This is a genomic window from Micromonospora sp. NPDC049282 (assembly GCF_043197045.1).
GTDB lineage: Bacteria > Actinomycetota > Actinomycetes > Mycobacteriales > Micromonosporaceae > Micromonospora.
Map to the genome: position 1 here is coordinate 120,485 of NZ_JBICSL010000013.1, position 21,412 is coordinate 141,896.

Sequence of the window (21,412 nt, forward strand, 5' to 3'; positions counted from 1 at the left end):
CGTGCGACGAACACGCTGGGTCAGTCGGTCACCAACTGCCCGTCGCGCAGCACCAGGGTCCGGTCGGCCAGCTCGATCAGCGCCGGGTCGTGCGTCGCGACCAGGGCGGTCATCCCCCGGGCGTGCACCACCGCGCGCAGCAGGTCCATGATCGAGCGACCGGTCTCGGAGTCGAGCTGCCCGGTCGGCTCGTCGGCGATGAGCAGGTCCGGCTCGTTCGCCAGCGCCCGGGCCACCGCCACCCGCTGCTGCTGCCCGCCGGACAACTCGTACGGGCGCTGCGCGGCGTGCGCGCCCAGCCCGACCAGCTCCAGCAGCACCGCCACCCGCTGCTCCCGCTCCGCCGCCGGCACCTTGGCCAGCCGCAGTGGCACCCCCACGTTCTCCGCCGCGGACAGGATCGGCACCAGGCCGAAGGTCTGGAAGACGAAGCCGACGGCGCCCCGGCGCAACGCCAGCAGCTCCCGCTCACCGGCCGAGGTCACGTCGTGCCCGGCCACCCGGATCCGCCCGGCGTCCGGCCGGTCCAGGCCGCCGACCAGGTTCAGCAGCGTGGTCTTGCCGGCGCCGGAACGGCCGCGGACCGCGACCAGCTCGCCGCGCCCGGCGGTGAAGGAGACGTCCCGCACGGCGTGCACGGCGTGCTCGCCCTTGCCGAAGGTGCGGCTCACCCCCTCGACCCGCACCACGTCCTCGACGATCGTCGCCGGCAGCACCGCGGCCCGCTCGGTCATCACTCACTCTCCTCGGCGTGCGCCCGGTCGCCGGGGCGCACCTCGACGTGGTCGGGTTCCAGGTTGAGCCGGACCCGGTCGCGCAGGGACAGCGCCTCCACGAACGGCGCCGGCAACTGCATCCGACCGGTGCGGTCGAGCACCGCGTACTCCTCGCTGACCAGCTCGGTGCCGCCGTCGGCGGTGGCCCGCGCGGTCCGACGTACCTCGGAGGCGGTCCGGCCGTCGCGGATGGCGACGGTCCGGCGGACCTGACCGGCCACGGCGTGGTCGTGGGTGACCACCACGATGGTCACGCCCAGCTCGGCGTTGATGGTGCGTAGCGCGGCGAAGACCTCCGCGCCGGTCGCCTCGTCCAGCTCACCGGTCGGCTCGTCGGCGAAGAGGATCTCCGGGTCGTTGGCCACCGCCACGGCCACCGCGCACCGCTGCTGCTCGCCGCCGCTCATCTGGCCCGGCCGCCGGTCCGCGCAGTAGCCGACCCCGACCAGGTCGAGCAGGCGCCGGGCCCGCTCCCGCCGGTCCCGCCGGCCGCCGTGCCGGCCGGCCAGCTTCATCGGCAGCTCGACGTTCTCCACCGCGGTCAGGTACGGCAGCAGGTTGCGGCCGGTCTGCTGCCAGATGAACCCGACCATCTCCCGCCGGTACGCCAGCCGTTTCCGGTTCGACAGGGCGAGCAGGTCGTACTCGGCGACCCGGGCGATGCCGGCCGTCGGGGTGTCCAGCCCGGACAGGATGTTGAGCAGGGTGGACTTGCCGGAGCCGGAGGCGCCTACGATCGCGACCAACTCGCCCCGGTCGATCACCAGGTCGAGGCCCTGGAGGGCGACCACCTCGACGCCCTCGGTCTTGAAGATGCGCACCAGGCCGTCGCAGACGATGTGCCCGCGCAGCCGGTCCCGCCCGCCGGCCCGTTCGGCGGCGCGCTCGGCCGCGCGCCGTTGCAGGGCGGCCAGGTCCGGCACGGCGGGCAGCGGCTGTCCGGGGTCGTGGCGCGGCGTCAGACGCGCCGAGCCCGGATGGCCGGAAGCGGTCGCGGTCATCAGCTCTCCTCTCCGAGCCGCAGCACCTCACCGAGGCGCATCCGGCGGTTGTTCACGGCCTCCACGGTGATCGCGAAGCCGAGGGCCAGCAGGGCCAGGACCGACACCCCGGCCACCAGACCGGGTTCGAACCGGGGACGTACGGTCACCCCGCCGGTGAACGCGGGCAGGCCGAGCACCGGGGTGAGCAGCAGCGGCAGCAGCGCGCCGACCACCGCGCCGGTGAACACCGACACCAGCACCAACGGGGTCAACTCGACCAGTAGCAAGCCGCGCCACTGCCGGCGGGACAGACCCATGGTGCGCAGCCGGGACAGCACCTGCCCGCGGGAGCGGGCCCCGGCGAGCACCGCGAACGCGAGCCCGAGCAGGCCCAGCACCGCACCGCCACCGGCGCCGAGCGCGAACCCGAACACCAGCAGCCCGTTCACGCCGCTGCCGCCCAGCTCGGCACGGACCTCGGCCCGGCTGGTCACCTCCGGCGCACGCGCCTTGTCCGCGGTGTCGACCGTGCCGATCCGCAGGTAGCGGCGCTGTCCCTCGATCGCCACCCGGTTCACCTCGGCCCGGTCCACCCCGGGCCCGGCCAGCACGAAGCCGGTGGGGGCGAGCGGGTGCGTGGCGTCGGCCGGCAGCGCCGGCCAGGGCAGCACCACGAACCGGCTGGCGTCACGGTCGACAAGCGCGAACCCGTCGACGGTGGCGGCGGCCCGCACCGGCAGCCGGTTGCCCTGCACGTCCAACCAGGCGGGGCGGCGCCCCTGCGCGTCGGCGAGCCCGGCCTCGGCCAACTCGCCGGCGACCGCCGGGGACACCAGCGCCGGCAGCGGGGTGCTGCCGTCGCCGCCGGCCAGCAGCGAGTCGGGCACACTGGCCGGCACGCCGGCGCGGCGGGCCACCTCGGCGAAGCGGGCGGCGTCGACCAGCAGCACCCGCACCTCCCGGATCGGGGTCGGCCGGCCGGCCGAGTCGGCCAGCGGGCGCTCGGCCGGCACGGACAGCAGCGGGGCCACCGCGCGGACGCCGGGCAGCGCGGCCAACTGGGTGGCGGTGTCCGGCGCGAAGCGTTCGCCGGCGACCAGGACGTCCCCGGGCACCGCGCGGGCCGCGGCGGTGTCCCGGCCGGCCTCGATGCCGGTCGCCACCACCCCGCAGAACGCGGCGGTGGCGACGGCCAGCACCACCACGACCAGCGGTCCGGTGCTGGCGGCCCGGCCGGCGCGGGCGGCGCCGAGGAACGCGACGCTGCCGCGCGCCCGGGCCGTGACGCGGCTGAGCAGCCGCAACGGCCACGGGTACGCGCGCAGCGCCAGCAACGCCGCGGCCACCGCCAGCAGCACCGGCACCGACACCAGCAGCGGATCCACCGACCCGGCGGTGAGCCCGCGCCGGCGCAGCAGGAACGCCCCGAGCACGGCCACCGCGAGCACCACCACCTCGACGGTGAGCCGGACGGCCGGCGACCGGCCGCCGAGGTCGGACCGGCCGGCGACGCCACGGCCGACGGCGAGCGCCGCCAGCGGCGGGAGCGCGGTGACCAGCAGCGCGGCCAGCAGCACCCACCGCGCCGACGTCCCGGTGCCGGGCAGCAGACCGCCGAGCAGCCAGCCGATCCCGGCCGCGGCCGGCAGCACCAACGCCGACTCGGCCAGGCCACGGCGCAGCACGTCGGCCGTCGAGGCGCCCCGCGCCCGGATCAGGTGGAACTCGGTGCGGCGGCGACGCGCGGCCAGCCGGGCGGCCAGCAGGGACAGCCCGGCCAGCGTGGCGAGCAGCCCGGCGGCGATGACCGCGAGCAGCGTGCGGGCGGCGACCAGCGCCTCGGCGAACCGGCGCAACGCGATGTCGACGCCCTGGGTCAGCCGGACCGAGGCGGGACGGACCCGTTCCAGCCCGTCGACGCCCGCGATCAACGCGTCGAGTTGCCCGGGGCGCAGCCGGTCCGGGGCGATCCGGTAGCGCCAGCCGAAACTCACCGGCCAGCCGGCCGCGACAGCGGCGTCCACCCCGGCGTCGGCGGTGTAGGCGACCGCCACGTACGGCTTGCCGTCGCCCTCCGGCGGGGTGAGCCGCAGCATCGACGGCAGGCTGTCCCAGACCCCGTCGCGCGGGTCGTTCGGACGCCACACCCCGACCAGCTCGACGGGGCGGGACTTCAGCGGCCGGCCGGTCGGATCGGCCGGATCGAGCATCGACAGGCTGAACCGGTCGCCGGGGGCGACGCCCAGCCGCTCCGCGATGCCGGCGGCGAGCGCCACCTCGACCGCGCCGGCGGCGGTGACGCCGTTCTCCGGCCACCGCCCGCCGGTCAGGGTGGCCGCCTCACGCAGGCCGTTACCGGTACGCAGGACCAGGTCGATCAGCCCTTTGTCGCTGGAGAGCGTCGGGCCGCGCAGCCGACCCGGCACGGTGTTCGCGACGTACCAGCGCTGCCCGATGACCTCCCGCACCACGCCGGGCATCCGGCCCTCGATCGTGTCGAGCTGGCCCGCCTGGGCGGCGACGACCGGCTGCAGGGTCGACGAGAACGTGGACGGCGCCGTGTCGTACGTGAGGTCGCGCAGTGCCACCGGCTGGTTCGCGACGTCCTCGCGCAGCCCCTGACCGGTGAGTCGGTCGGCGACCCGCGGCACGCCGGTGATCAGCAGGGCGGTCACCACGGTCAGGACGGCGAGCAGCAGGAACTGCCCCCCGTACGCCCGGACCCGGCCCGCGGCACCTGGCAGCCTCATCGGTGCTGACCTTTCGTTCGCGACTGCGGGGCTCCGCTGCGCTGCACTCCTCGCGCTCACAGTGCTCGCCTTTCGTTCGCGACTGCGGGGCTCCGCTGCGCTGCACTCCTCGCGCTCACAGTGCTCCCCCGATCCGGAGCTGCACGGCGGCGACCCGCTGACGGATCCCGGTGGTGATGACGGCGGCGAAGGCGAGCGCGGCGAGCAGCAGCCCGACGGCGGTCAGCCCGACCGGTGACCAGGGCACGACGAAGACCGCCTCGGGCACCGGCCGGCCGGCGGCCGGGGTGAGGATCACCAGCGGCACCATGGTCGCCGCGACCAGGGCGCCGACGAGCAGCCCGACACCTACTCCGATGGCGGCCAGGAACGTCTGCTCGGCGAGGTAGGCGCGGCCCAGCAGTCGGGTGCCCGCGCCCAGCGTGTGGAACACGGCGAACTCGGAGAGCCGACGCCGGGTGGTGGCCCAGACGTCCACCGCCAGGCCGACCAGGGCGAGCAGCACGGACCCGAGCGCGGCGGCGAGCAGCCCGGTGCGGGCGCCCCGCCAGTACGGGTCCCGGGCGGCCTCCTCGGCCACCTGCCGCCGGTCGTGCAGGACGGTGCCGTCCAGCGTGGACAACGCCTGCGCCGCGGCGGCGTGCCCACCGGGCCCGGTCCGCAGCCACCACTCGGCCAGCGGCCGGACGCCGCCGCGTTGCTGGAGCATCTGGTTCGTGGCGGCGGGCAGGTCGACGAGCACGCCGTCGCCCTCGGTGCCGGGGACGGCGGCGACCCGACCGACCACCTTCACCTCCAGCGTCACCTCGGCCAGCGACAGCTTGAAGGTGTCGCCGGTGCCCACGCTCAGCGCGGCCGCCACCCCCGGCGTGATCAGCACCGGCACCGGTGGGGCGTCCCCACGCGGCACCACGGCGAACCGGGACGGCGGCGTGCTCGCGTACTGCAGCATCCCCTCCGGCACGTCGAACGTCCGCACCACGTCCACCCCGGTCGGGGTGACCCGCGCGGCGCCGCGCGGCCCGTTCGCCGGGTCGATCATCCGCCAGGCGCCGTCGATCGGCAGCGGCAGCGCGGCGCCGCCGGCGTCGGTGATCCGCAGCCCGGCCAGGATCAGCCGGTAGGAGGAGCCGACGATGTCGCCGCCGTCGGCCTCGAAGCCGGCCAGCCGCAGCGGCGCCCCGCCGCTGTCGGGCAGCACGACGGAGAAGCGCACCTGCCGGCCGTCCCCGCTGGCCTCGGCCAGCCGTAGCCGCCAGGCGGCGCCGGCATCGGTGGTGAAGAGCGCGCTCACGGTCACCTTCGGCGGCGTGAGCGTGGTGTCGACCGGGGTGCGGACGGTGCCGGCCAGCGTCCGCGCCCCGGCCGGCAGGACGCCACCGGCGGGCGCGCTCCGCCCGCCGACCAACCGGTCCAGCAGGCCGGCGGTGGACGCCCCGCCGTCGGCGTCGTCGAGTCTGATCATCCCGCGGGCGGCGGCGGCGTCCAGCGCCACCGCGGTGGCCGGCCGCGACTCCCGGCCCAGGCGAAGCTCGTCGCGCCAGGCCGGCAGCACCCGGTCCAGCCCGGGAGTGGCGGCCAGCCCGGCGGCCCGGTCGTCCGGGGCGGTGCCGTCGCGCTCGGTCAGCCGCAGGTCGGTCCCGACCGTGTGCCATGCCTGGTCGTGCTGCGACCGCTCCCAGGAGGCCACCAGCGACCAGGCCAGCGTGCTGCCGCCGACGGCGAGCGCGAGCAGCAGCACCGGGCCGGCGTGCGGACGGCGGCCGGCCTGCCACATGCCGAACATGGTGGCGTTCCACGGCCGCCGGTCGACGAAGCGTTCCGCGAGCCGGGTGGCCGGCGGCAGCAGCCGCAACGCGATCACGGCGCCGGCCAGTACGCCGATGGTGGGCGCGGCGGCGAGCAACGGGTCGATGCCGAGGCTGCCGTTCGCGCCGGCCAGCGGGGATGAGTACTGCCGCAACTGGGTCCAGGCGAGCACGGCCAGCGCCACCAGGGCCAGGTCGACGCTGGCGCGTTGCACCGCCGCGCCCCGGGTGGGGCGGGAGCGGGCCGCCATGTCCGCGACGTAGGTGCCGGCCCGGCGCAGGGCCGGCAGCACCATGGCGAGCAGGCAGCCGACCGCCGCGCCGACCGCGACCAGCCAGACCCGGGCGACACCGCCGTCGGTGAGCCCCAGGTCCGCGCCGAGGTGCCGGACCGCCTGCCCGGTCAGCGCCGGGGCCAGCAGCACGGCCGGCGCCACCACCAGCGTCGCCTCGCGTACGGCGAGCCCGGCGAGCTGGCCGCGGGCGGCGCCCCGGGCTCGCAGCAGCGCGGTCTGCGCCCGCCGGTCCTCGTTGAGCAACGCGGCGACCAGCACCAGCGCGTACCCGCCGAGCACCACGATCAGCAGCAACGGGGTGAGCAGGGCCGAGCGGCCCACCAGGTCGGCCCGCCCGAGCCGGTCGACCAGCCGGTCCAGGTGGCTGACCTGCTGCGCGGAGGAGCCCAGGCCGGTGGCCTCGGGCAGCCGGTCGGTGACGTCGGCAAGCGCGGCGGTGACGGCGGGCAGCCGGCTCGGCTCGACTCCCACCAGGTCCGGATCGACCAGCCAGGCCGCCGAGACGGACCCCGGGAAGGTACGCGCGAAGTCCACCGGGTCCAGCGCGAACGGCCCGTACGAGGTGCTCGCCGCGTCGCCCTGGCTGTCGCCGACGCCCGGGGCGAGCCGCCAGTACGCGTCCGAGGCGTCCCGGGGCCGCCAGGTGCCGACGATCGTCACCTGGCCGCCCCGCTCGGCGGCCCGGTCGAAGAGCGGCACCCGCTCCCCGACCTCCAGGCCGAGCCGCGCGGCGACCTTCTCCGGCACGGTCACCTGCAACGGGTCGGCGCCGGCCGCCGGCCACGTGCCGGCGGTCAGCTCGGCGCGCGCCGGCAGGTCGTCCAGGGTGGCCAGGTTGGCGAACATCGGGTCGTCGTCGGTGCGGGCGGCGCCCACGTCGCCGGTCAACTCCCGCCCGGTGCCGTAGCGGACGGCGGTCACGGCGACCGGCGCGCCGCCCAGGCCGCCGGCGAACTGCGCCCGGACCGCCCGGTCCCGCTCGGCGAACGCCTTCGCGTCGGCGCCGCCGGAGCCGCTGACCAGCAGGCTGCGCTCCTCCGCCGGGGCGGCGTCGAGCACCGCGCGGGCGCCCGCCTCGACCGCCCGCCGGTTGTAGTCGGAGAGCCCGGTGACCAGCCCGACCGCGACGAGCGCCGCGACCGCTGCGGCGAGCAGCAGCCCACGGGCCTCGACCGCCCGCCTCCACACCAGCTTCATCCGACGTCCTCTCCTGGCCCGGGTGAGCCGATGACCAGGAAGACCCACCAGGCCCAGGAAAAGGTTCGCGCCCGTTACATGATCGTTACCCCACCGACCCGGCCCGATCCCGCGATCTTGGAGTTGTGGCGCCTGGTAGATCCCCTTCACGCCTTTCGCGTGGTGCCACAACTCCAAGGTCGGCGGATGGGAGCGGGTCCGGGGCGGGGTCTGTGGATCCAAGGGTGTTTCCGGCCTGACCTGCCGGCGTTGTGCCTGGTGAGGAGGGTGCGGTGAGGACCGCGACGCTGGTACGACCAGACCGGACGCAAGAAGCGGCCCGAGCCGTCGGCGGAGGAAGGGCGCCGCCGAGCTGGTCCGGGCGGCCAAGGAGCAGGGCCTGTCGTTGCCGGGCCCTGACGGGCTGCTGAAGCAGTTGACCAAGACGGTCCTGGAGGAACACCGCCCAGGGGAGCCGGCACGGGCGCCCCGGCGAGGAACCGGTCCCGTTCCGGCCCGTGCAGCGCGAACGCGTCGGCCAGCAGCAGCATCGTCGCGGGTCGCGGCCGCGCGATCCGGCCCGCCTCCAGGTCCCCGAGGTGCCGGACCGACAGCCCGGTCCGAGCGGCCGGATCCTCCTGCGTCAGCGCGCCGCGCCGGCGAAGCTCCCGTACCGCGTCGGAGGACACGCGGATGACGGTATCGACGATGATCGGTGCGGGCAGTCGGACATGCGACGCCGGGCCGCACCTGGCGTCGGCGGTCGGTCAGGCGTCCTTCGGCCGGTCGCGGTCCTTGGACGGCTGGACGCGTTTCGGCTCGCCGGGCATCTTCGGGTATTCCGGCGGGTAGGGCAGGTCGCCGAGGCCGTCGGCGGCGTCCCGCTCGGCCCACTCCAGCAGCGGCGTGAGGTCCCACGGGGCGTCGTCGATGCCGGCGTGCGGGTCGCCCCGCTCGGCGAACCGGGCCGGCACCGTGCCGAGGTGGAAGTCGTCCGGGTCGACCTCGGTCAACTCCTCCCAGTCGACAGGCGTGGAGACGGTGGCGCGGGCGTTGGCCCGCAGCGAGTACGCGCAGGCGATGGTGCGGTCCCGGGCGGTCTGGTTGAAGTCGACGAAGACCCGGCGGCCCCGCTCCTCCTTCCACCAGGCGGTGGTGACCAGCTCGGGCCGGCGCCGCTCCAGCTCCCGGGCCAGCGCGATGGTGGCCCGACGCACCTCGACGAACGTCCAGCGCGGCTGGATGCGCAGGTAGACGTGCACGCCCCGGCCGCCGGAAGTCTTCGGCCAGCCGGTCACCCCCAGCTCGTCGAGCAGGCCGCGCAGCTCGCCGGCGGCGGTCACCGCGTCGCCGAAGTCGGTGCCGGGCTGCGGGTCGAGGTCGACGCGCAGCTCGTCCGGGCGGTCGGTGTCGGCGGCGCGCACCGGCCAGGGGTGGAAGACCACGGTGCCCATCTGCGCCGCCCAGGCCACGTGGGCCAGGTCGGCGGGGCAGAGCTCGTCGGCCTTCCGCCCGCTGGGGAAGCTGATCTCCGCCGTGCGGATCCACGGGGGTACGCCGCGCGTCGGCACCCGCTTCTGGAAGAACATCTCCCCCTCGACGCCCTCGGGGAAGCGTTGCAGGGTGGTGGGCCGGTCGCGCAGCGCCCGGGTGATGCCCTCGCCCACGGCGAGGTAGTAGTGGAAGACGTCCGCCTTGGTGAAGCCGCGCTGCGGGAAGATCACCCGGTCCGGGCTGCTGAGCCGCACGGCCCGCCCGGCGACCTCGATCTCCTCGACGGCGCTTCTGCTGCCCGCCATCACGCGACCATATGCGATGGCACCGACAGCCGACGTACCGTGGAGCGGTGAGTCTTTCCGACAACGAACTGCCCCGCACCGAGGACGAGTGGCGGGTCCGGCTGAGCCCGGCGGAGTTCCGGGTGCTGCGTGAGGCCGGCACCGAGGCGCCCTGGACCGGCGAGTACGTCGACACCAAGACCTCCGGCGTCTACCACTGCCGGGCCTGCGGGTTGGAACTGTTCCGCAGCGACGACAAGTTCGACTCGCACTGCGGCTGGCCGAGCTTCGACGACGCCATCCCGGGTGCGGTCAAGGAGATCCCCGACAACACGCTCGGCATGCGGCGGGTGGAGATCCGCTGCGCGCGGTGCGACAGCCACCTGGGGCACGTCTTCGAGGGTGAGGGTTTCACCCCGAAGGACACCCGGCACTGCGTCAACTCGATCTCGGTGCGGCTGGAGCCGAGCGCCTAGAGGCGCAGCAGGCCGCCGGTCTCGTCGACGTGGTCGGCGGCCTCGTCGTCCAGCCAGACACCGCCGGTGGCGAGGTAACGGAAGCGATGGTCGCCCGGGCCGAGCCGGACGGTCACGGTCCGGGTGCCGTCGCGACGCGGCACCAGCTCGTGCCGGCCGGGCTCCCAACCGTTGAAGCAGCCGACCACGCTGACCGTGCCGGCCGGGACGTCCCGGGGCAGGCAGAAGGTCACCCGGGTCTGGGTGCCGAAGAGCTTGTTGCGCTTGATCACGGATCCTCCGGGGGTTGCTCGGCGGGTCGTCACCGGGGTCAACGCGCGACACGCCGGGAGCGACACGCCGTCGGGCCGGACCAGGTTCGCCGGTTCCGGTTGCTCGCGCGTGTCCGCTGCACGACCCTGGGATGACAGGTCCGTTTTCGGGGGGTTTCGTATGGCTACCTGTGAGGTCTGCGGCAACGACTACTGGATGGCGTTCGAGGTGCGCACGGTCGACGGGGCCCGGCACACGTTCGACTGCTTCGAGTGCGCGGTGCACAAGATGGCGCCGATCTGCGAGCACTGCCAGATCAAGATCGTCGGGCACGGCGTCGAGGTCTCCGGCCGCTTCTTCTGCTGCGCCCACTGCGCCCGCGCGGTCGAGGGCGACCAGGGCGCCGAGATCCGCGACGCGGTCGGCGCCCGCCCCGCCTGATCAACGCCACTCCGCCGAAGTGGTGGTTTCCGCCTACTTGATCCACTCCACTTCGCCGAGGTGGTGGCATCCCATCACCTTCGATGCAGCCATCTCGGCGAACTGGTGTGGATCAAGCGGGGCGGGCGGCCGGGCCCACCCGACCGGGGCCGCCACCGGAGTCGATCTCCGGCTACCATCCCCCGGTGATCCGACGGCCGAACGTTGCGGCGACCCTGCTCATCACGCTCGTCGCCGTCGGCGGCTGCGCACCGGCGCCCGATCCGGACCAGCCACCGGCGACCGCCGCGCCGGCCCTCGTGGCGCCCTCGCCCACCGACGGCGGGGCCGCCGTCGCGTTGCGGGATCGGCATGCCGCCACCGGCAGCCTCGCCGGCCTGGCCGAGAAGCCCGACCACGCCAGCGAGCAGCTCGACTCGGACGGGGTCGCCTGCGGCCGCCCACTGCCCCTGCTCGACCGGCGGACGGTGGCCACGACCCGCGTCTTCGGCACGCCGAAGGGCACTCCGGCCGAGGAGTTCGTCGAGCTGGCCCAGGAGACGGTGGTCTACCCGGACGACGCCACGGCCGCCGACGCCGTACGCCGGATCTTCGATCTGCTGGAAGCCTGCGACCGCGACGAGGAGGACGGGCAGGTGACCGCCGGTCACTCGGCCGTCGACCTGCCCACCGGGGTGGGCGTGCCGGGTCGCGTGGTCGCCGCCACCATGACGCTGCCCGACGGCACCCGCTTCCCGCACCGCTACGGCTGCGTGCACCGGGGCCGGGTGACCCAGTGCGTGGGGGTCTGGACCCGGTCGGCCGCCGCCACCGCGACCTGGTTCGACCGGGCCGCTGTCGCCACCGGCGCCGGCCTGCGCGCGGCGCGCTGACCAGGCCCGGGCCGAAGCCGTCGGCGGTCACGGCCTAGCCTGGCGGGGTGCCCGTCGCGTCCCACCTGGCCGGCTTCGCCGAGCTGGACACCCGCACGTTCCACGACCTGCTCCGGCTGCGCATCGACGTGTTCGTGGTCGAGCAGTCCTGCCCGTACCCGGAACTCGACGGCCGGGACGTCGAGCCCGGCACCCGCCACCTCTGGCTGACGCGCGACGGCGAAGTCGTGGCGTACCTGCGGATCCTGGCCGACCCCGGCGGCGTGGCACGGATCGGCCGGGTGGTGGTGGCGCCGGCGGCCCGCGGCGCGGGCCTGGCCGGCGCGCTGATGGCCGAGGCGCTCGCGGCGGTGGGTGACCGGCCGTGCGTGCTGGAGGCGCAGACGCACCTGGTCGCCTTCTACGCCGGGCACGGCTTCACGGTCAGCGGGCCCGGCTACCTGGAGGACGGCATCCCGCACACGCCGATGCGCCGGATTCCAAACTAATTGACGTCTGTCGCTTTCTGTGGCAGCGTGCGGACGGAGCCGCCACGCGGGAGAGGGCAACTCCCGACAGTCCGGGCATCGTGCACCGATCCCCACCCGGAGGCTTCACATGTCCACTCCGTACCGCCGACGCGTACCGCTCGCGGCGGCGATCCTCGGCGTCTGCGCGGTCGTCGCGGCGCTGCTCACCACCGCGTTCTCCGGCCCGGCCTCGGCGCACGGGTCCGTGGTCGACCCGGCATCCCGCAACTACAGCTGCTGGCAGCGCTGGGGCAGCGACTTCCAGAACCCGGCGATGGCCACCCAGGACCCGATGTGCTGGCAGGCCTGGCAGTCCGACCCGGCCGCCATGTGGAACTGGAACGGGCTGTTCCGCGAGGGTGTGGCCGGCAACCACCAGGGCGCCATCCCGGACGGCCAGCTGTGCAGCGGCGGACGCACCTCCAACGGCCGCTACAACTCGCTCGACACGGTCGGCGCCTGGAAGACGTCGCCGATCTCCAACAACTTCCGGATCAAGCTGTACGACCAGGCCAGCCACGGCGCCGACTACATCCGGGTGTACGTGACCAAGCAGGGCTTCAACGCGCTGACCACGCCGCTGCGCTGGAGCGACCTGGAGCAGGTCGGCCAGATCGGCAACACCCCGGCCAGCCAGTGGACGCCGGAGACGTCGGGCGTGTCGATCCAGGTGCCGGCGAACGCGCCGGGCCGCACCGGCCGGCACATCGTCTACACCATCTGGCAGGCCAGCCACCTGGACCAGTCCTACTACCTGTGCAGCGACGTCGACTTCGGCGGCGCCGGCCCGACCCCGACGGCGTCCCCGACCGCATCGCCGACCGCGTCGCCGACGGCCAGCCCGACGCCGACCCGGACGCCCACCGCCAACCCGACCCCGACGTCCACCCCGCCGTCGACGCCGAACCCGGCCGGGGGCTGCACCGCGACCTACCAGATCACCGGTCAGTGGGGCGGCGGCTTCCAGGCCGAGGTGAAGGTGACCAACGGCGGTTCACCGATCCGAGGCTGGTCGGTGAGCTGGAACTACCAGAACGGCCAACAGGTCAGCTCGGCGTGGAACGCCACGGTGACCACGAGCGGAACGCTCGTCACCGCGCGCAACGTCGCCTACAACGGCACGCTGGCGGCGGGGGCGAGCACCTCGTTCGGCTTCACCGGCACGTCGACCGGGACCAACCCGGTGCCGGGGATCCTCTCCTGCACCACCACCGCCTGACCGCCCTGTGTAAGCAGGGGCCCCCTCTCAACGCGCGTTGTTGACAGGGGGCCCCTGCTCTACCGGAGGCGTCAACCGGGGGCCCCGCCTTTCACACCAGGCAGGTGACGATGTCGGCGATCGGGCGGCGGCGGCCGGTGTAGAACGGGATCTCCTCGCGGACGTGCCGGCGCGCCCCTGAGGCCCGCAGGTCGCGCATCAGGTCGACGATCCGGTGCAGCTCGTCGGCCTCGAACGCCAGCATCCACTCGTAGTCGCCGAGCGCGAACGAGGCGACCGTGTTGGCCCGCACGTCCGGGTAGCCCCGGGCCATCTTGCCGTGCTCGGCCAGCAGCTCCCGCCGCTCGGCGTCGGGCAGCAGGTACCACTCGTAGGAGCGGACGAACGGGTAGACGCAGAGGTAGGCGCGCGGCTCCTCGTCGGCCAGGAACGCCGGGATGTGGCTGCGGTTGAACTCCGCCGGGCGGTGCAGCGCCATCTGCGACCAGACCGGGGTGAGCGCCCGGCCCAGTGTGGTGCGGCGGAACCGCAGGTACGCGTCCTGCAGCGCGTCGCTGGTCGGGGCGTGCCACCAGATCATCAGGTCGGCGTCGGCGCGCAGCCCGGCCACGTCGTACGTGCCCCGGATGGTCACGTCCTTGCCGGCCAGCTCCGCGAAGAGCGACTCGACCTCGTCGACGACGTTCTCCCGCAGCGAGGGCAGCGGGCTGCTGGCCCGGTACACCGACCACATGGTGTAGCGGATGGTCTCGTTCAGCTCCCGCAGCCGCGCCGCGTTGGTCTGCTCGGTCATGTCGCCGATCCTCCCAGTGCCGTGATGATCTCTTCGGCCGCCGTCTCGCCGGAGCGGACGCAGACCGGAATGCCGACCCCGTCGTAGCCGGCCCCGGCCAGGGCCAGCGTCGGGTGGGCGCCGCGCAACGCCGTCCGGACCGCCGCCACCCGGGCCGCGTGCCCGGGCGTGTACTGCGGCAGCGCGCCACCCCACCGCTGCACCTGCCGGGCCGCCGGCTCGGGCAGCGCCGTGCCCAGCGCCGCCGACAACTCCCGGCGTACGGTGGCGGCCAGGTCGTCGTCGGTGAGCTGGAGCGACATCTCGTCGCCGTACCGGCCGACCGAGGCGCGGACCAGCGCCGACCCGTCGGGCCGGCGCAGGTGCCCCCACTTGGTGGTGAAGAACGTGGCCGCCTTGATCAGCAGGCCCTCGCCGGCCGGGACCAGGAAACCGGACAGCTCCGGCAGCTCCGGACCGGGCAGCGCGAGCGTGACCAGCGCGACGCTGGCGTAGTTCAGCGCGCCGACCGTGTCCGCCACCTCGGCGGCCTCGCCGGCGAGCAGCCGGGCGGCCGGCCGGGCCGGCACCGCCAGCAGCACCGCGTCGGCCTCCACGTGCTCGGCCGCGCGGGTCGGCCCGACGGTGAGCCGCCAGCCGGCCGGGGTGCGGCGCAGCTCCCGCACCGCCGCGTCCCGGCGGATCGTCGCCCCGCTCGCCCGCGCCGCCGCCTCGACCAGCGTGCTCAGCCCGCCGGCCAGGGTGCCGAAGACCGGCGCGCCGGGCGCGCGCGGCGCGGCGGCCTGCGCGGCGCGTACCGCACCGACGAGCGTGTGTTCCCGACGGGCCGCGCGGGCCAGCGCCGGCATGGTGGTGACCAGGGAGAGGTCGTCGGCCCGGCCGGCGTACACGCCGCCCAGCATCGGATCGACCAGACGGTCCACCACGGCGTCGCCGAGCCGCTCCCGGACCAGCCGGCCGACCGCCACGTCCTCCCCCGGGGCCAGCAGCGGGCGGCCCGCGTCCCGGTCGGCGTCCGCCGCCGGCCGGGCCACCGCCGCCACCTTCTCCAGATCCCCGGGTACGCCGACCAGCGTGCCGCCCGGCACCGGGCGCAGCCCGCCGTCGACCAGCAGGGCGGCCTGCCCGACGCTCGGGTGCACGATCGACGCGGCCAGGTCGAGCCGGCGGGCCAACGTCACCGCCGCCGACTCCCCGCCGGCCGGGTCGCGCATCAGGAACGACTCGGCCCCGAACTCGACCGGCCCGCCGGCCAGCTCGCCGGTGCGCAGCTTGCCGCCGAGGCGGCCGGACTGCTCGTACACGGTGATCTCGGTGCCCGCGGGGGCCCGGTCCCGCAACCGGACGGCGGCGGCCAGCCCGGTGATCCCGCCGCCGACGATCGCCACCCGCCACGGACCCGCCACGACGCCCCCTAGCGGGCCGGTCGCGCGGACAGCTCGTGCACCAGCGCGACCACCCGGGTCAGCACGTCGGGGTCGGTCTCCGGCAGGACGCCGTGACCGAGGTTGAACACGTGGCCCGGCGCGGCCCGGCCCTGCTCGACGATCCGCCGCACCTCGGCCTCCACCACCGGCCAGGGCGCGAACAGCACGGTCGGGTCGAGGTTGCCCTGCACCGCCCGGTCCGGCCCGATCCGGCCGGTGGCGACGTCCAGCGGCGTACGCCAGTCGACGCCGACCACGTCGGCGCCGGCCTCGCCCATCGCGGTGAGCAGTTCGCCGGTGCCGACCCCGAAGTGGATCCGCGGCACCCCCGCGTCCGCCAGCCCGCCCAGCACGTAAATCGAGTGGGGCAGCACGAAACGGCGGTAGTCGGCCTCGGAGAGCGCGCCGGCCCAGGAGTCGAAGAGCTGCACGGCGGAGACGCCCGCGTCGATCTGCACCCGCAGGAACGACAGTGTCACCTCGGCCAGCCGGGCGCAGAGGGCGTGCCAGAGGTCCGGGTCGCCGTACATCAGGGCCTTGGTCTTCGCGTGGGTGCGCGACGGCCCGCCCTCGACCAGATAGCTGGCCAGCGTGAACGGGGCGCCGGCGAAGCCGATCAGCGGGGTGTCGCCCAGCTCGGCGACGAGCAGCCGGACCGCCTCGTCCACGTAGCACACCTCGTCGCGGCCGATCGGGGCGATTCGCTCCACGTCGGCGGCGGTACGCACCGGTTCGGCCACCACCGGCCCGGTGCCGGGCACGATGTCCAGGTCGATCCCGGCCGCCGCCACCGGCACCACGATGTCGCTGAACAGGATCGCCGCGTCCACCCCGTGCCGGCGAACCGGCTGGAGGGTGATCTCGGTGACCAGCTCGGGCCGGCGGCAGGACTCCAGCATCGGCACGCTGGCCCGGATCTCGCGGTACTCCGGCAGCGACCGGCCGGCCTGGCGCATGAACCAGACCGGGGTGTGCGGGACCGGCTCACGCCGGCAGGCGCGCACGAACGGCGAGTCGGCCGGCCCGCCGCGGCGGGGTTCTCCGTCTCGGGCGGCAGTGCCCGTGGTGTCGGTGGTCATCGCGGCAATCGTGCCACGCCCCGCACCGCCCCCCGCGCTCACCGCCCGCATTTGTGACGTAGAAGGAGGGGCCCCCTGTTAACGCATCCGGTATAGAGGGGGCCCCGGCTAACACCGCGACGCGCCCGGCGCGCCGTCACCCACGGCGCGCCGCAGGCGGCATAGGCTGCCGGCATGGCCCCCCCGATCGCGCTCCCGGAAACGTTCGCTCGCGCGGTCGCGGGGCTGCGGTCGGCCACACCGCGCCCGGAGATCGTGCTGGAGGAGGTGGGCGCGCCGCAGCGGCTGGCCCCGTACGCGTTCGCCCTCTCCGCCGCCGTGCTGCGCGACGACGACGAGGTGGCCACCGGGCGGCTGATCCTGCTGCACGACCCGGCCGGGCACGAGGCCTGGCAGGGCACGCTGCGGCTGGTCACCTACGTCACCGCCGAGCTGGAGGTCGACCTGGCCAGCGACCCGCTGCTGCCCGGCGTGGGCTGGACCTGGCTGACCGACGCGCTGGACGCGCAGGGCGCCGGGCACCGGGCGATCGGCGGCACGGTCACCCAAACGCTCTCCACCCGGTTCGGCGAGCTGGCCGGCCCGCCCGCCGCCGGTGACATCGAGATCCGCGCCTCCTGGACGCCGCTCCGGGCGGACCTGGGCCCGCACCTGCTGGGCTGGTGCACGCTGCTGGCCTCGACGGCCGGCCTGCCGCCCCCCGGCGTCACCGCGCTGCCGACCCGCCGCTCCGCCGGCGCCGCCTGACCGCCCCACCCCTCCCCCGGGCGCAGATCCTCGTCGATCAGGAAGTTGGCGGCGTTTCTGGCTGTCCAGAACGCCGCCAACTTCGTGATCAACCGGGATGAGGGGTCAGAGGTAGTTCTCAGCCTCGTCGCAGACCTTGTCCAGGCCCTTGTTGGCCGCCTCGAAGGCTGCCTTGTCACCGCGCGACGCCGCCGCGATGGCGGTGGTCAGCTTGTCCAGGCAGCTCGCGATGACCTTCTTCTGCCGGGCCTGCTCGTCCCGGTCGTTCTTGGTGCCGGTCAGGTCCTGCTCGGTGTCGGCCAGCCGATCCTGGACCGTCTTCATCTCACCCTTGAGCTTCTCGATCTCCCGCTGGTTCGCCGAGATGGTGCCGTCGCGCTGACTGACCTGCCGCTCGGCCTTCTCCAGCTTGCCGTCGGTGGTGACGTAGAGGCCGGTCATCACGCCGCCGAGGACGAAGAGCAGCCCGGCGACGAGGGCGAGGATCAGCGTGGTCCGTCCTCGGCCACCGCCGGCCGGCGCGCCCGCCGGCCCGCCGTACCCGGCCGGCCCGTACGGCGGGCCGACGCCGGGCGGGCCGGACATCGGCTGCGGCCCGTAACCGGGGCCCGAGACGGGCGGGGCGGACATCGGCTGCGGCCCGTAACCGGGGCCCGAGACGGGCGGGGCCGACATCGGCTGCGGGTGACCGGCGCCGGCGGCCGGTGGTACGGAGACCGGTGGCGCCGACATCGGCTGCCCCGGCGCGGGGACCGGCGCATAAGGGGCGCCCGGCGCGTACTGGCCGGGCACGGGCGGCTGGGCTCGGGTGGGGTCGGGCTGGGCAGCCGGGCCGTACGACGGGGGCGTGGGTCGGCTGCCGTACACCGTGCCGCCCGGCGGCTGAGGCGGGTAGTCACCCGCTCCGCTCGGTGGCTGGGACATGTCGTTCCTCCAGATGTGCTGGTCCCCGCGGGGTGGCCCGATGGGCCGGGGTCGAGGCGGCGCGGCCGGGGCCGCACCCGGCGTGGCCAGTGCCACGACCGGCGCGGCGCGCTACGCGGGCGGGCCGCTGGTCAGCAGAGCTTGAACCGGTCGCAGGCGGTCTTGATCGGCACCGCCAGCCCGATGCCCTCGGCGTCGCGGGCCTTGGCCGTGGCGATGCCGACGACCTCCTTCGACCCGTTGATCACCGGACCGCCGGAGTTGCCGGGGTTGATCGGCGCGTCGAACTGGATGACCGGGCCGGAGCCCCCCTCGTCCTGGCGGAACGCGCTGACCACGCCGGTGGTGACGCTGTCCTGCAACCCGAGCGGGGCGCCGACCACCACGATCTGCTGGCCGGACTTGACCGGCGTACGCGCCGCGACCAGTCCGCCGAACTTCGCGGTGGTGCGCAGTTGCGCCAGGTCCTTGTCCTTGTCGGTGGCGACGATGGTCGCCTCGAACCGCTGGTCGGTGCGCTCCAGGAACACCTTGCGCTCGCCGGCGGTGAAGACCGACTCCACCACGTGGAAGTTGGTGAGCAGCGTGGTGCCGCCGCCGGACGGGGCCTTGCCGATCGCGAACGCCGTGCCGGTGAACTGGCCGGCCCGCACCCGGAAGACGCTGGGCAGCACCGCGCTCGCCACGGCCTCGGGGTTGAAGGCGGCGCCGGCCTGCTTCTCCAGGCTCCCGGCGCGCTGCTCCAGCCCGTCGAGCCGGCGGGCGTCCGCGCCCTGCGCCTCGACCGTCCGCCGGTCGGCGGCGGCGAGTCGGTCGTCGAGCCGGTGGATCTGGTATGCCTGCACGCCCGTGACCACGGCCAGCACGCCGGCCAGCGCCAGCGCCAGCATCGACAGCCGGCTGCGGCGGCCGGACGGGTCGGCCCGCACGCCGAGCGGCGGCGCGCCGAACCCCGGCTGTCCCGGGCCGGCGGCGGGGCGGCCCGGATAGGCCGGACCCGGGATCGGTGGACCCCCGAACGCGGGGCCGGACACCGGCTGCCCGGGGTACGGCGAGGCGGAAGCCGGGGTGGCCTGGTGGGACGCGCGCTGGGCCGGGTACGACGCTCCGGCGGCGGGCGGCGCCGGATAGGACGACCCCGGGGACGGCGGGTAGGACGAGCCGCCGGCGGGCGGCCCCGGGAAGGGCGAGCCCGAGCCGGGCTGACCCGGATAGGACGAGCCGGCCGACGACGGGCCGGCGTAGGCCGGGCCGGAGTTGGGCTGGGCCGGCACGACCGGCGACGCCGCGCGGGCGGTGGCGCCGTGCGACGGGCCGGCGGCGTCGGACCGGGCCGGGTACGTCGCGCCGAAGGCCGCCGGGGACGGTGGCGCGGTCGGGTGGTCGGCGCCGAACGTCGGGTACGTCGGGCGGGCCGCCGACGCCGGGTGGCTCGCCCCCGGCGGAGCGATGCGTGGCGGCAGCGGCCCCGGCCGGTCGGCCGTTCCGTCGCCGTCCTGCCCCGGCGCGCCGTCGCCGGTTCCGTAGCCGCCTGCCATGATCGTCCGTCCTCCCCGCCGGCTCCGCCGGCGCACCGACCGCTGCCCGGTCGCCCCCGCGCCGCTCACGGCTCGATGGACCGTACCGGCGGGAACGGGGTTTGTCTCCCCCGTTGTCCGACCCTTTCACCCTCGCGCAACCCGACCCGTTTCGGACACCCGGCGGACATCTCGTCAACACGCGCCGGACCGGCTGCGCGCACCGGATCGTCCCGCCCACTAGGGTTGTCAGGTGACCGACGAACCACCCCTGCGCCGTCGGGCCGCCGAAAGCCGTACGGGAGAGGTGTCCCCGCATCCGTCGTCGGCCGTGCCGGAGCCGGCGGACGCGGGGACCGAGACCGACACGGGCGCAGCCGTTCCGCTGACCGCCCCGCGCGATGGCACCCCCGCGCCGGTAGCCACCTCGACCGAGCTGGACGAGGTGGTGGCCCGCTTCGCGGCCGGCACCGGCCCGGTGGCCCTGGACGCCGAACGCGCCTCCGGATACCGCTACAGCCAGCGGGCCTACCTCGTACAGCTGCGCCGCGCCGGCGCCGGCACCGCGCTTGTCGACCCGCTGCCGCTACCCGACCTGTCCGCCCTCGACGCGGCGATCGCCGAGGCCGAGTGGGTGCTGCACGCCGCCAGCCAGGATCTCGCCTGCCTGGCCGAGCTGGGGCTGCACCCGCGCCGGCTGTTCGACACCGAGCTGGCCGCCCGGCTGGCCGGTTTCGAGCGGGTCGGCCTGGCCGCGCTGACCGAACAGGTGCTCGGCTTCAGCCTGGAGAAGCACCACTCGGCGGCGGACTGGTCCAGCCGGCCACTGCCGGAGTCCTGGCTGACGTACGCGGCGCTGGACGTGGAGCTGCTGGTGGACCTGCGCGACGCGCTCGACGAGGAGCTCGACCGGCAGGGCAAGTCCGGCTGGGCGGCGGAGGAGTTCGCCGCGCTGGTGCGCAACGGCGCCCGCCCGCCCCGGGTCCGGGCCGAACCGTGGCGACGGACGTCCGGGATCCACCGGGTCCGCGGCGCCCGCGCCCAGGCCCGGGTCCGGTCCCTCTGGTACGCCCGGGACCAGATCGCCGCGCGGCGGGACGCCGCACCGGGCCGGGTGCTGCCCGACTCGGCCATCGTGGCGGCCGCCGAGCTGGATCCGAAGGACGAGAAGACGCTGCTGACCCTCCCCGGGTTCGGGGGCCGCTCGGTGCGCCGGCTGGCGCGTACCTGGTTGGCGGCGTTGGACGACGCACGTCAACTGCCGGACGACGCGCTGCCGGTCAGCCCGGCGGTGGAGGGCCCGCCCCCGCCGCACCGGTGGGCCGAGCGCGACCCGGTCGCGGCGGGCCGGCTGGCCCGCTGCCGGGAGGTGGTGGTCGGCACCGCTGCGGCGCACCGGCTGCCGGCGGAGAACCTGATCACGCCGGACTCGATCCGCCGGTTGGCCTGGCAGCCGCCGGAGGAGATCACCGACGACACGGTCGCGGAGGCGCTGCGCACGCTCGGCGCCCGCGAGTGGCAGCTCGGCCTGCTCCTGCCCGCGCTCACCGGGGCCCTGCGCACGCCCACGCCCTGACCCCGGTCCGGGG

The 21,412-nt window shown here is 75.4% G+C and carries 18 protein-coding genes and 1 pseudogene; 7 read left to right on the top strand and 12 right to left on the bottom strand.

All coding sequences use genetic code 11. From position 1 onward, the window contains the following. Positions 1 to 20: 20 nt before the first annotated feature. The 6 genes and pseudogenes from ACGFI2_RS21185 to ligD form a co-directional block, all read right to left on the bottom strand. Complete coding sequence (locus tag ACGFI2_RS21185; RefSeq protein ID WP_393519620.1) at positions 21 to 734, bottom strand: ABC transporter ATP-binding protein; 714 nt, start codon at positions 732 to 734, stop codon at positions 21 to 23. Further along, a complete protein-coding gene (locus tag ACGFI2_RS21190) occupies positions 734 to 1,777 on the bottom strand; it encodes an ABC transporter ATP-binding protein (protein WP_393519623.1) in 1,044 nt (347 codons plus the stop codon). Before ACGFI2_RS21190 ends, ACGFI2_RS21185 begins: the two co-directional genes overlap by 1 nt. Next, positions 1,777 to 4,509 (bottom strand): FtsX-like permease family protein, encoded by a 2,733-nt coding sequence (locus ACGFI2_RS21195; protein ID WP_393519626.1) that lies wholly within the window; start codon positions 4,507 to 4,509, stop codon positions 1,777 to 1,779. Before ACGFI2_RS21195 ends, ACGFI2_RS21190 begins: the two co-directional genes overlap by 1 nt. A gap of 115 nt (positions 4,510 to 4,624) precedes the next feature. Then, positions 4,625 to 7,810 (bottom strand): FtsX-like permease family protein, encoded by a 3,186-nt coding sequence (locus tag ACGFI2_RS21200; protein ID WP_393519629.1) that lies wholly within the window; start codon positions 7,808 to 7,810, stop codon positions 4,625 to 4,627. 488 nt (positions 7,811 to 8,298) lie between these two features. After that, positions 8,299 to 8,478: pseudogene (locus ACGFI2_RS21205) on the bottom strand (helix-turn-helix domain-containing protein); the annotation flags it as partial. A gap of 78 nt (positions 8,479 to 8,556) precedes the next feature. Continuing rightward, complete coding sequence (gene ligD / locus ACGFI2_RS21210; protein WP_393519631.1) at positions 8,557 to 9,588, bottom strand: non-homologous end-joining DNA ligase; 1,032 nt, start codon at positions 9,586 to 9,588, stop codon at positions 8,557 to 8,559. 47 nt (positions 9,589 to 9,635) lie between these two features. On the opposite strand from ligD, the gene msrB reads away from it, so the two are divergent. Next, positions 9,636 to 10,043, top strand: coding sequence for a peptide-methionine (R)-S-oxide reductase MsrB (gene msrB, locus ACGFI2_RS21215; protein WP_393519634.1), 408 nt, complete (start codon positions 9,636 to 9,638; stop codon positions 10,041 to 10,043). On the opposite strand, the gene ACGFI2_RS21220 is transcribed toward msrB, so the two are convergent. After that, a complete protein-coding gene (locus tag ACGFI2_RS21220) occupies positions 10,040 to 10,315 on the bottom strand; it encodes an isoamylase early set domain-containing protein (protein ID WP_393519637.1) in 276 nt (91 codons plus the stop codon). The genes msrB and ACGFI2_RS21220 overlap by 4 nt on opposite strands. 160 nt (positions 10,316 to 10,475) lie before the next feature. Here ACGFI2_RS21220 and ACGFI2_RS21225 point away from each other — a divergent pair, with 160 nt between their 5' ends. The 4 genes from ACGFI2_RS21225 (at position 10,476) to ACGFI2_RS21240 (ending at position 13,336) form a co-directional block, all read left to right on the top strand. Further along, positions 10,476 to 10,736, top strand: coding sequence for a Prokaryotic metallothionein (locus ACGFI2_RS21225; protein ID WP_393519640.1), 261 nt, complete (start codon positions 10,476 to 10,478; stop codon positions 10,734 to 10,736). 185 nt (positions 10,737 to 10,921) lie between these two features. Continuing rightward, entirely contained in the window at positions 10,922 to 11,608 is a 687-nt protein-coding gene (locus ACGFI2_RS21230; RefSeq protein ID WP_393519643.1) for a hypothetical protein, read from the top strand. A gap of 47 nt (positions 11,609 to 11,655) precedes the next feature. Continuing rightward, entirely contained in the window at positions 11,656 to 12,096 is a 441-nt protein-coding gene (locus ACGFI2_RS21235; RefSeq protein ID WP_393519645.1) for a GNAT family N-acetyltransferase, read from the top strand. A 109-nt stretch (positions 12,097 to 12,205) separates the two neighbouring features. Next, positions 12,206 to 13,336, top strand: a complete 1,131-nt coding sequence (locus ACGFI2_RS21240) for a lytic polysaccharide monooxygenase (protein ID WP_393519648.1) — start codon at positions 12,206 to 12,208, stop codon at positions 13,334 to 13,336. A 91-nt stretch (positions 13,337 to 13,427) separates the two neighbouring features. Here the strand turns inward: ACGFI2_RS21240 and hemQ are convergent, their stop codons facing one another. The 3 genes from hemQ to hemE are packed head-to-tail and all read right to left on the bottom strand — an operon-like array spanning position 13,428 to position 16,635. Next, entirely contained in the window at positions 13,428 to 14,129 is a 702-nt protein-coding gene (gene hemQ, locus ACGFI2_RS21245) for a hydrogen peroxide-dependent heme synthase (protein ID WP_393519651.1), read from the bottom strand. Then, positions 14,126 to 15,535, bottom strand: a complete 1,410-nt coding sequence (hemG, locus tag ACGFI2_RS21250; RefSeq protein WP_393519654.1) for a protoporphyrinogen oxidase — start codon at positions 15,533 to 15,535, stop codon at positions 14,126 to 14,128. Before hemG ends, hemQ begins: the two co-directional genes overlap by 4 nt. Positions 15,536 to 15,543: 8 nt before the next feature. After that, on the bottom strand, positions 15,544 to 16,635 hold the full coding sequence (hemE, locus tag ACGFI2_RS21255; protein ID WP_393519657.1) for a uroporphyrinogen decarboxylase: 1,092 nt from the start codon (positions 16,633 to 16,635) through the stop codon (positions 15,544 to 15,546). A 174-nt stretch (positions 16,636 to 16,809) separates the two neighbouring features. Here hemE and ACGFI2_RS21260 point away from each other — a divergent pair, with 174 nt between their 5' ends. Further along, positions 16,810 to 17,382, top strand: coding sequence for a DUF3000 domain-containing protein (locus ACGFI2_RS21260; RefSeq protein WP_091070596.1), 573 nt, complete (start codon positions 16,810 to 16,812; stop codon positions 17,380 to 17,382). 105 nt (positions 17,383 to 17,487) lie between these two features. Here the strand turns inward: ACGFI2_RS21260 and ACGFI2_RS21265 are convergent, their stop codons facing one another. Further along, on the bottom strand, positions 17,488 to 18,306 hold the full coding sequence (locus ACGFI2_RS21265) for a hypothetical protein (RefSeq protein ID WP_393519660.1): 819 nt from the start codon (positions 18,304 to 18,306) through the stop codon (positions 17,488 to 17,490). Between the two features lie 131 nt (positions 18,307 to 18,437). Further along, on the bottom strand, positions 18,438 to 19,844 hold the full coding sequence (locus tag ACGFI2_RS21270; RefSeq protein WP_393519663.1) for a trypsin-like peptidase domain-containing protein: 1,407 nt from the start codon (positions 19,842 to 19,844) through the stop codon (positions 18,438 to 18,440). 232 nt (positions 19,845 to 20,076) lie between these two features. On the opposite strand from ACGFI2_RS21270, the gene ACGFI2_RS21275 reads away from it, so the two are divergent. Then, positions 20,077 to 21,399 (top strand): ribonuclease D, encoded by a 1,323-nt coding sequence (locus ACGFI2_RS21275; protein ID WP_393519666.1) that lies wholly within the window; start codon positions 20,077 to 20,079, stop codon positions 21,397 to 21,399. Positions 21,400 to 21,412: the final 13 nt, after the last annotated feature.

What these genes read in the sequence shown, in the direction of transcription:
- ACGFI2_RS21240 (WP_393519648.1), top strand. Translation starts at nt 12,206, where the DNA reads ATGTCCACTCCGTACCGCCGACGCGTACCGCTCGCGGCGGCGATCCTC.
- hemE (WP_393519657.1), bottom strand. Translation starts at nt 16,635, where the DNA reads ATGACCACCGACACCACGGGCACTGCCGCCCGAGACGGAGAACCCCGC.
- ACGFI2_RS21185 (WP_393519620.1), bottom strand. Translation starts at nt 734, where the DNA reads ATGACCGAGCGGGCCGCGGTGCTGCCGGCGACGATCGTCGAGGACGTG.
- ACGFI2_RS21190 (WP_393519623.1), bottom strand. Translation starts at nt 1,777, where the DNA reads ATGACCGCGACCGCTTCCGGCCATCCGGGCTCGGCGCGTCTGACGCCG.
- ACGFI2_RS21200 (WP_393519629.1), bottom strand. Translation starts at nt 7,810, where the DNA reads ATGAAGCTGGTGTGGAGGCGGGCGGTCGAGGCCCGTGGGCTGCTGCTC.
- ACGFI2_RS21195 (WP_393519626.1), bottom strand. Translation starts at nt 4,509, where the DNA reads ATGAGGCTGCCAGGTGCCGCGGGCCGGGTCCGGGCGTACGGGGGGCAG.
- ACGFI2_RS21270 (WP_393519663.1), bottom strand. Translation starts at nt 19,844, where the DNA reads ATGGCAGGCGGCTACGGAACCGGCGACGGCGCGCCGGGGCAGGACGGC.
- hemQ (WP_393519651.1), bottom strand. Translation starts at nt 14,129, where the DNA reads ATGACCGAGCAGACCAACGCGGCGCGGCTGCGGGAGCTGAACGAGACC.
- ACGFI2_RS21225 (WP_393519640.1), top strand. Translation starts at nt 10,476, where the DNA reads ATGGCTACCTGTGAGGTCTGCGGCAACGACTACTGGATGGCGTTCGAG.
- ACGFI2_RS21260 (WP_091070596.1), top strand. Translation starts at nt 16,810, where the DNA reads ATGGCCCCCCCGATCGCGCTCCCGGAAACGTTCGCTCGCGCGGTCGCG.
- ligD (WP_393519631.1), bottom strand. Translation starts at nt 9,588, where the DNA reads ATGGCGGGCAGCAGAAGCGCCGTCGAGGAGATCGAGGTCGCCGGGCGG.
- ACGFI2_RS21265 (WP_393519660.1), bottom strand. Translation starts at nt 18,306, where the DNA reads ATGTCCCAGCCACCGAGCGGAGCGGGTGACTACCCGCCTCAGCCGCCG.